This is a genomic window from Zarconia navalis LEGE 11467, assembly GCF_015207075.1.
Taxonomy (GTDB): Bacteria; Cyanobacteriota; Cyanobacteriia; order Cyanobacteriales; family Geitlerinemataceae; genus Zarconia; species Zarconia navalis.
The window spans coordinates 1-6,586 of sequence record NZ_JADEXN010000301.1 but is presented as its reverse complement, the minus strand read 5'-3'; the positions used below and the strand labels follow the sequence as shown (position 1 = coordinate 6,586).

General features: G+C 46.5%; 7 protein-coding genes. 6 read left to right on the top strand and 1 reads right to left on the bottom strand.

Annotation, left to right across the window (positions count from 1 at the left end; genetic code table 11):
• Nucleotides 1–234 precede the first annotated feature (234 nt).
• The 6 genes from IQ235_RS15270 to IQ235_RS15245 all read left to right on the top strand — a co-directional run bounded on the left by IQ235_RS15270 (nt 235) and on the right by IQ235_RS15245 (nt 5,329).
• Nucleotides 235–678, top strand: coding sequence for a protein tyrosine phosphatase family protein (locus IQ235_RS15270; protein ID WP_264322303.1), 444 nt, complete (start codon nt 235–237; stop codon nt 676–678).
• Nucleotides 679–863: 185 nt separating this feature from the next.
• Nucleotides 864–1,577, top strand: coding sequence for a Crp/Fnr family transcriptional regulator (locus IQ235_RS15265; RefSeq protein ID WP_264322302.1), 714 nt, complete (start codon nt 864–866; stop codon nt 1,575–1,577).
• Nucleotides 1,578–1,865: 288 nt separating this feature from the next.
• Nucleotides 1,866–2,615, top strand: a complete 750-nt coding sequence (locus IQ235_RS15260) for a Crp/Fnr family transcriptional regulator (RefSeq protein ID WP_264322301.1) — start codon at nt 1,866–1,868, stop codon at nt 2,613–2,615.
• Between the two features lie 271 nt (nt 2,616–2,886).
• Nucleotides 2,887–3,102 carry a hypothetical protein gene (locus tag IQ235_RS15255; protein ID WP_264322300.1) on the top strand — a complete coding sequence of 72 codons (216 nt, stop codon included), beginning with the start codon at nt 2,887–2,889 and terminating at the stop codon, nt 3,100–3,102.
• Between the two features lie 43 nt (nt 3,103–3,145).
• A complete protein-coding gene (locus tag IQ235_RS15250) occupies nt 3,146–3,994 on the top strand; it encodes a hydroxymethylglutaryl-CoA lyase-like TIM-barrel protein (protein ID WP_264322299.1) in 849 nt (282 codons plus the stop codon).
• A gap of 192 nt (nt 3,995–4,186) precedes the next feature.
• Nucleotides 4,187–5,329, top strand: coding sequence for a M14 family zinc carboxypeptidase (locus IQ235_RS15245; RefSeq protein ID WP_264322298.1), 1,143 nt, complete (start codon nt 4,187–4,189; stop codon nt 5,327–5,329).
• A 403-nt stretch (nt 5,330–5,732) separates the two neighbouring features.
• Here the strand turns inward: IQ235_RS15245 and IQ235_RS15240 are convergent.
• On the bottom strand, nt 5,733–6,586 hold an 854-nt coding region (locus IQ235_RS15240; protein ID WP_264322297.1), incomplete at its 5' end, for a poly(ADP-ribose) polymerase family protein.

Here is a 6,586-nt window from a genome sequence, read left to right as displayed (position 1 = left end):
ACTCAGGGGGATGCGTTGCCCCGTTACGCTTGGCTGCGCTTGCCGGTTCGATCGCAACTGCGGGCGATCGCCGGTTCTACCGGTTGTACGGTGTGGATAAAAACCGGTCATCTCGCTCATCCTGAGTTGTTAACCGCACCATCTCATTCTCTATAAAAAACCTAAAAAAAACCGCAGTTTTCCCGACGATCGCCGACAATACGATCGCATGAGTCCCCAATTGGAGAAATATTCGTGCAAGATATTGAAAATTACTATCAAGTTTCCCCGCAACTGGCAACCTCGGGACAACCGAGTCGATCGCAATTTCAAGAGATTGCCGATGCTGGTTATACCGCCGTTATCAATCTGGCTATGCCGACATCGGATAATGCGATCGCCGATGAAGGGGCGATCGTTACCGAAACGGGAATGGCATATTTCCATATTCCCGTGGTTTGGGAAGCGCCGAAACTCGAAGAAGTTCGCCTCTTTTTTGGCATGATGCAGTCCTTAGAAAATCGAAAAATTTGGGTGCATTGTGCCAAAAATATGAGAGTTTCGTGCTTTGTTTATTTGTGGCAGAAATACGTTTTAAACTTGCCCGAATCTGATGCGCGCTATCCCATGAATCAAATTTGGCAGCCGGAAGGTGTATGGGAAAAGCTCTTGGGCGATGCAGAAAAAAAATTTGGTTAAAAACTGAAGGGAAGATCGAGCTGGTTTTCGACTAAAATAGACCCATAAATAAAATAGTCGATCGCAAATTTAATCGAAAAAAAAACTTTTGACATTGAGATCTAGAGTGAGAAAAGAATACATCTCCTCGTGCTAAGAGTCATTTTTTGAACTAGCCACTCTTCGGGAGGAGAATTCTAGTTTCCATGTCTATAAAGTCTTCTGGACCCATCAATCAAATTTTGGCGGCTTTACCCCACTCCGAGTACCAGCGTCTGATTCCCCATCTCGAAGAGATACCCCTCACTGTTGGTAACGTTCTCTACGAACCCAGCCAACCCATTTTAGAGGTCTATTTTCCGAATTTGGCCATGGTTTCTTTAGTCTCCATTTTGTCAGGTAACTTGACAACAGGAATCGGCTTGGTGGGTTGTGAAGGAATGGTGGGTATGCCTGTTTTTTTGGGAAACGATCGCACCACCACCCAGGCGATCGTCCAGATTTCCGGCTCGGCGATGAAGCTCTCAGCCAACGTACTCGCCAATGAGTTCAACAGAGCAAAACACCTACAAAAGTTGCTACTCCTCTACACCCAGATCCAATTGGGTCAGATCTCGCAAATTTCTGCGTGTAAAAGCCACCATACCATCGAGCAACAATTGGCTTGCTGGCTGCTGTTAATTCGCGATTGCATACAGCAAGACATCCTGCCTCTAACCCAAAAATCGATTTCCACGATGTTGGCCGTTCGCCGCGCGAGCATCACAGAAGCCGCGATTCTGCTTCAGAATGCCGGAATCATTCACTATCGTCGGGGTCAAATTGTCATCCTCAATCGGAGCGAACTCGAATCAAAGTCTTGTGAGTGCTACGGCTTGATTCAAAAGGAGTTCGCTCGCCTGCTCGGAACTCGGCAATGACCCCTCTCCCTTGTGGATTTTGGGTACAGCCGGTTGGAAACCCCATGTTAACCTCCGATTTTGCAGGAGTTTCGGGAATTCTAGTTCATTTTGAGAGTTTTCGAGCTGATTTTCTGTACGCTACCGTACCGACTTTGTCTTCAACTCTCGATATTATTTCTTAATACCTGAAAGTAATTTGCCGACCCATCGAATCATCAATATTCTTGGATGGAAACAGACACTGGATCTTGAAAGATTGACCGGTGTTTTGCGCTCTTTGGCTTGTGCGCTCAGGTACTTTGTTTCATGAAATTCGATCGAAAAGATTCTACTCCCCCCGTGTCCGAACGCATTCTTCAACCCATCAATCAAATCCTAGCTGCAATACCCGACTCCGAGTATCAGCGTTTATCTCCCTACCTCAAACCCGTTACCCTCACTTCCGGTCAAGTTCTCACAGAACCTGGGGAACCCGTTGAAACTGTTTATTTCCCCGAACGGGCGATGATTTCTTTGGTTTCGATCATGTCAGACGGCTCGACAACAGAAATTGGATTGGTGGGTAACGAAGGAATGGTCGGTCTTTCCGTTGTTTTGGGAGGAGGACATACCACGAGCCGTTCGATCGTTCAAATTGCGGGTTCGGCAATGCAACTCCGGGCAGATGTACTCAGACAGGAATTCGATCGAGCCGAAAAACTGCAAAAGTTGCTGCTGCTCTACACCCAAGCGCTCTTAACCCAAGTTTCTCAAAGCGCAGCGTGCAACCGCCAGCACACCACCGAAGAGCGACTCGCACGCTGGCTGCTGTCCGTCCACGATTGCATTCAAAAAGACGAATTGCCCCTCACCCAGGAGTTTATCGCCAATATGTTGGGGATACGTCGTTCTGGCGTGACAGTCGCTGCTGGCATCCTGCAACAAGCAGGTATCATCCGCTATCATCGCGGTCACATTACCATCCTCAATCAGGAAGACTTAGAAGCAACAGCCTGCGAATGTTATCGTCTCGTGCAAAGTGAGTTTATACGCTTGCTTGGTTCTCGGCGAGGTTGAAACGGTCGGTTTGCCATTGCAATTGACTGACAAAATACGCACAAAATTCCGATATCCCCTGAAGAATAATCTCCACTCAGGGGATTTCTACCCGACTCACCAGAATACGAGTCAGTCGATCGGGTACGCAACCGTACAGACAGGAAAAGAAAAAGCATGTAGTTTTTGACTGACAAGTCATACATAAGTAAAGTCTTACTTCTTTTTCATAATCGGATTTTTGTTGTCAATTTTTGATAATGCCTTAAAAAACTAAACATTTCGACAAATAATGTTGAAAAAACAAAAAATAAATAACTTACAAACTTTAATTTTTAAAGGTCATTGTCCTTTTTGTTCTTCAACTCAGATCAAATATCGCGAATATCAAAAGAATAAGATTTTTGATTTTAAATGTTATTCTTGTAACACCAAAGAAAAATATACATTAGAAGAAGTGATTCAGGCTTCTAAATCTTGGAATAATTCAACCGAGCGACAAGCTTAGACACCGATGGTTTCACGTGAAAAGTTATGTCTAACGTGCATTAATGATGCCAATGCTCGAAGATAAAAACCGGATTTCGATTCTCGATACCACCCTGCGAGATGGAGAACTCGCGCCGGGGGTGCAGATGACGCTAGTACAGAAAATTAAACTGGCACAATTCCTCGAAGCTGCTGGTGTCGACATCATCGAAGTGGGTTATCCGGGGCAGTTCGATCGAGATTTAGAAGCGATTCGACAGGTTTCTTGGCATCTCAAACAGGCGGTTGTTTGCGGACTTGCCGGTGCGAAAGAAGCAGAAATTATCAAGGTGGTAAAAGCGCTAGAACCGGCTAAAAATGCCAGAATTCACCTCTATACCAACGTCCGCCTCACCCCGAAGCAAAATCGGGCGCAGGTTCTAGAGACGATCGCCACGAGTATTGCGATCGCGCGTCAATACTGCAACGATATACAATGGTCGGCGTTCGATGCCACCCGCAGTCAACGGTCGTTTTTGCACCGCGCCATCGAAACGGCAATTGCCGGTGGTGCAACGACAATTAACATTCCCGATAGTCTGGGTTTGGCAACGCCGGCAGAATTTTCCCATTTAATTCGCACCATCACCACGGAGGTGAAAAATATCGATCGCGCCGTCCTTTCGGTACATTGTCACGACGACCGGGGGATGGCGGTGGAAAACTCGATCGCCGGGATTGATGTAGGGGTGCGGCAAATTGAATGTTCCGTGCGGGGGTTGGGGGCGCGAAAAGGGAACGCCGATTTAGAACGAGTGGCGATCGCGATTTTAAACCGTTGGGGCGATCGAATTGCGGTGAATCCGGCAGCCATTGAAACGGCAGCCAACTTTGTAGATGGCATCCTCTTCAAAACCCGTCAATCTACCTAGACTTGGGGCATGAATCCGATCGATTTGCCATCAACTTGGTACAATAAATTTCAGGGTGGCCGATCGAAGAATTCGATCGATCTAAAAACGTTCTTGCAGATGTGTCGAAAATACGCTTTGAAGTGCGATTTAGATGAAACGCGCAGGAGAAACGATCGACCTCCATCGGGTCAGCGACCCTAACACCGTTCTATGATTCCAACCATCTCAACAATTCCGATCGCCGAACTTGCCTCGGGCGATATTCTTTCGATCCAAGTCTACAAATTTGTGGGGGCAAAGCCAGGAAAAAAGGCATATTTGCAAGCCAACCTACACGGCGCGGAAATTGTCGGCAATGCAGTCATCGCTCAACTGATTGAATTTCTAAAAACTTTAGACGATACCCAGTTAGCTGGCGAGATTTGGCTGGTTCCCACCTGCAATCCCTTGGGAACCAATCAGCGATCGCACCATTTTTCTAGCGGACGCTACAATCACTACGATGGCAAAGATTGGAATCGGATTTTTTGGGACTACGAAAAAGAGGGGGAAGATATTGCCGAGTTTGCGAAAACGCAACTCGATCTCGAACCGAGTCAAATTCGTCAAAATTACCGCCAGAAAATTAAAAACTGTTTCGATCGAGCGATCGAAAAAATCGATAAACCCAGCAGCGTTTCCTTTAGCGATCGATATCGCTATCACCTGCAAGGATTGTGCTTAGATGCCGACTACGTTCTCGATCTCCACAGCAGCACTAATCAATCGATCGATTATCTTTATTGTTTCCAAGGTCAAGAGGAAAGTGCAAGATATTTCTTGCTCGATGCGAGCATTCTCTTTAACGAGTACGATGGAAATGCATTTGATGAAGCCTTTTTGAAATCTTGGTTGGCGCTCGAATCTGAATTTGAAAAACTCGATCGAACCCTGAAGCTCGATGTTGAATCCTGGACGATAGAACTGGGTTCTGGAATGCAGATCGATCCCGATTCTGTCTTCCGAGGAGTACGAGGAATTAAAAATTATTTAGCCTACAAACAAATACTCGATATTTCCGGGTTTCCCCTCTATCAAAGCTTCTCTCAAAAAGTTGAGTTCACCCCCAAAAGTCGAGTTAAAGGCTACTACTCTTCTCGTGGCGGCATGATTCGATCGCGCGTCGATCTTGGTACCTGTATTCAAACTGGACAGCTCCTATACCAAATTCTCTGTTTTAATAAAAAAGGTCGCCTACCGGAAATTATCGATGTTCGTGCCGAAGCTTCGGGACGAGTCTTTCAAGTCTCCACAAATCACGCTGTTAATGAAGGAGAATACGTTTTGGGAGTCATGGAATTAAGTGATAAGTAATAAGTAATAAGTAATAAGTATTATAGCAGTTCTCATTGTCATGAGGGACAAAAACTGTAGGGGCGGGTTTAGCTAAAAGTTATGCCCTAACCGGGATTTATGCTCAAAACCCGCCCTCCCCTGCTGTACCTCACAAGCACGAGAATTGCTATAGAATGTGCGATTAAGGCGAAAAATTTGGCTTTTCATTTAATGTAAAAATCTGTCGTAACGCATTATCGAAAACTTTGTTGGTAAGTTACTCTTCATTTTTGATTTTTAATTTTGCATTCTGCGTAGTTATCCGCACCGGTGACACACATGGGGGCAGGGTAGGCACGGAGGCACTACCCCTACAAGAGTGATGTCAATATTGATAAAAACTGCGATAAAAATTCAAAAGCGTAGAGTTTTGAATTCAAACTTACCCAAACTCGCAAAGATAGCGAATATTACACTGGTCGATGGAATATACGATACTCTCCTGGTTCATGACCCCTGCCGTTCCCGGACGCACGTCGGTGCTATCGTAACCTTTAACCGGAAAGCTGCAATTCCAGGTATCGGGATGGTACGATCGCCCCATGGCAAAATCACACAGCAACATAAACGCCCGCTGCCGAACCACCCCCGACTGATTCCAATAGTCCGTGGCGTAATTCAGAGATTTCGTAGACTGCTCGGAACCGTAAATCCCATTCCCAAACATCCGTCCCGTACACTGAATGGCATTCATGGGGGGAATAATCAACCCCTGTTTGAAGATACTCAACAGATTGCTCGCGCGGGTTCCATGCCAGTATTGCTTGACGTTGCCAATTTTCGCGGCTCTGGCAGTAAATACCCGTTCCATAGAGGGAATCTTCACCTCGTATACCCGCTTGAGTTGGTAGCGAGATGAGAGATGGTGGCGGTTGAGGGTTTGGCGATAGAGTTTGCGAATCCGGCGAAAGGTTTTGCATCCCTCGGTAGTGGAATGGGGCACTTTGTACACGCCGCAATCGAAAACGTTCTGGTGAGTCTGCGCTGGAGTGCGGACGATCGCCGCATCTAGCGCATCTAAAATTGCATTCTGACGTTGCACTTGCCGGGGATTTCGGAATACCGACTCGTCGAGTTTCATGCCTAAATCTTGGGGGATGAGTCGCAGGTAACGACTGACGAGGTGTTTGAAGGCAGTGCGATCGCTCGTTTGCGGTGCGGTGGCAATTTCGACGAGGAACTGACGCGCCTCGGCGATCGCATCGGATGTTACCAACCCCAGCGGCGTTTTAAAGG

Coding starts and splice junctions, on each gene's coding strand:
- IQ235_RS15265 (WP_264322302.1), top strand. CDS start 864: ATGTCTATAAAGTCTTCTGGACCCATCAATCAAATTTTGGCGGCTTTA.
- IQ235_RS15260 (WP_264322301.1), top strand. CDS start 1,866: ATGAAATTCGATCGAAAAGATTCTACTCCCCCCGTGTCCGAACGCATT.
- IQ235_RS15255 (WP_264322300.1), top strand. CDS start 2,887: ATGTTGAAAAAACAAAAAATAAATAACTTACAAACTTTAATTTTTAAA.
- IQ235_RS15250 (WP_264322299.1), top strand. CDS start 3,146: ATGATGCCAATGCTCGAAGATAAAAACCGGATTTCGATTCTCGATACC.
- IQ235_RS15245 (WP_264322298.1), top strand. CDS start 4,187: ATGATTCCAACCATCTCAACAATTCCGATCGCCGAACTTGCCTCGGGC.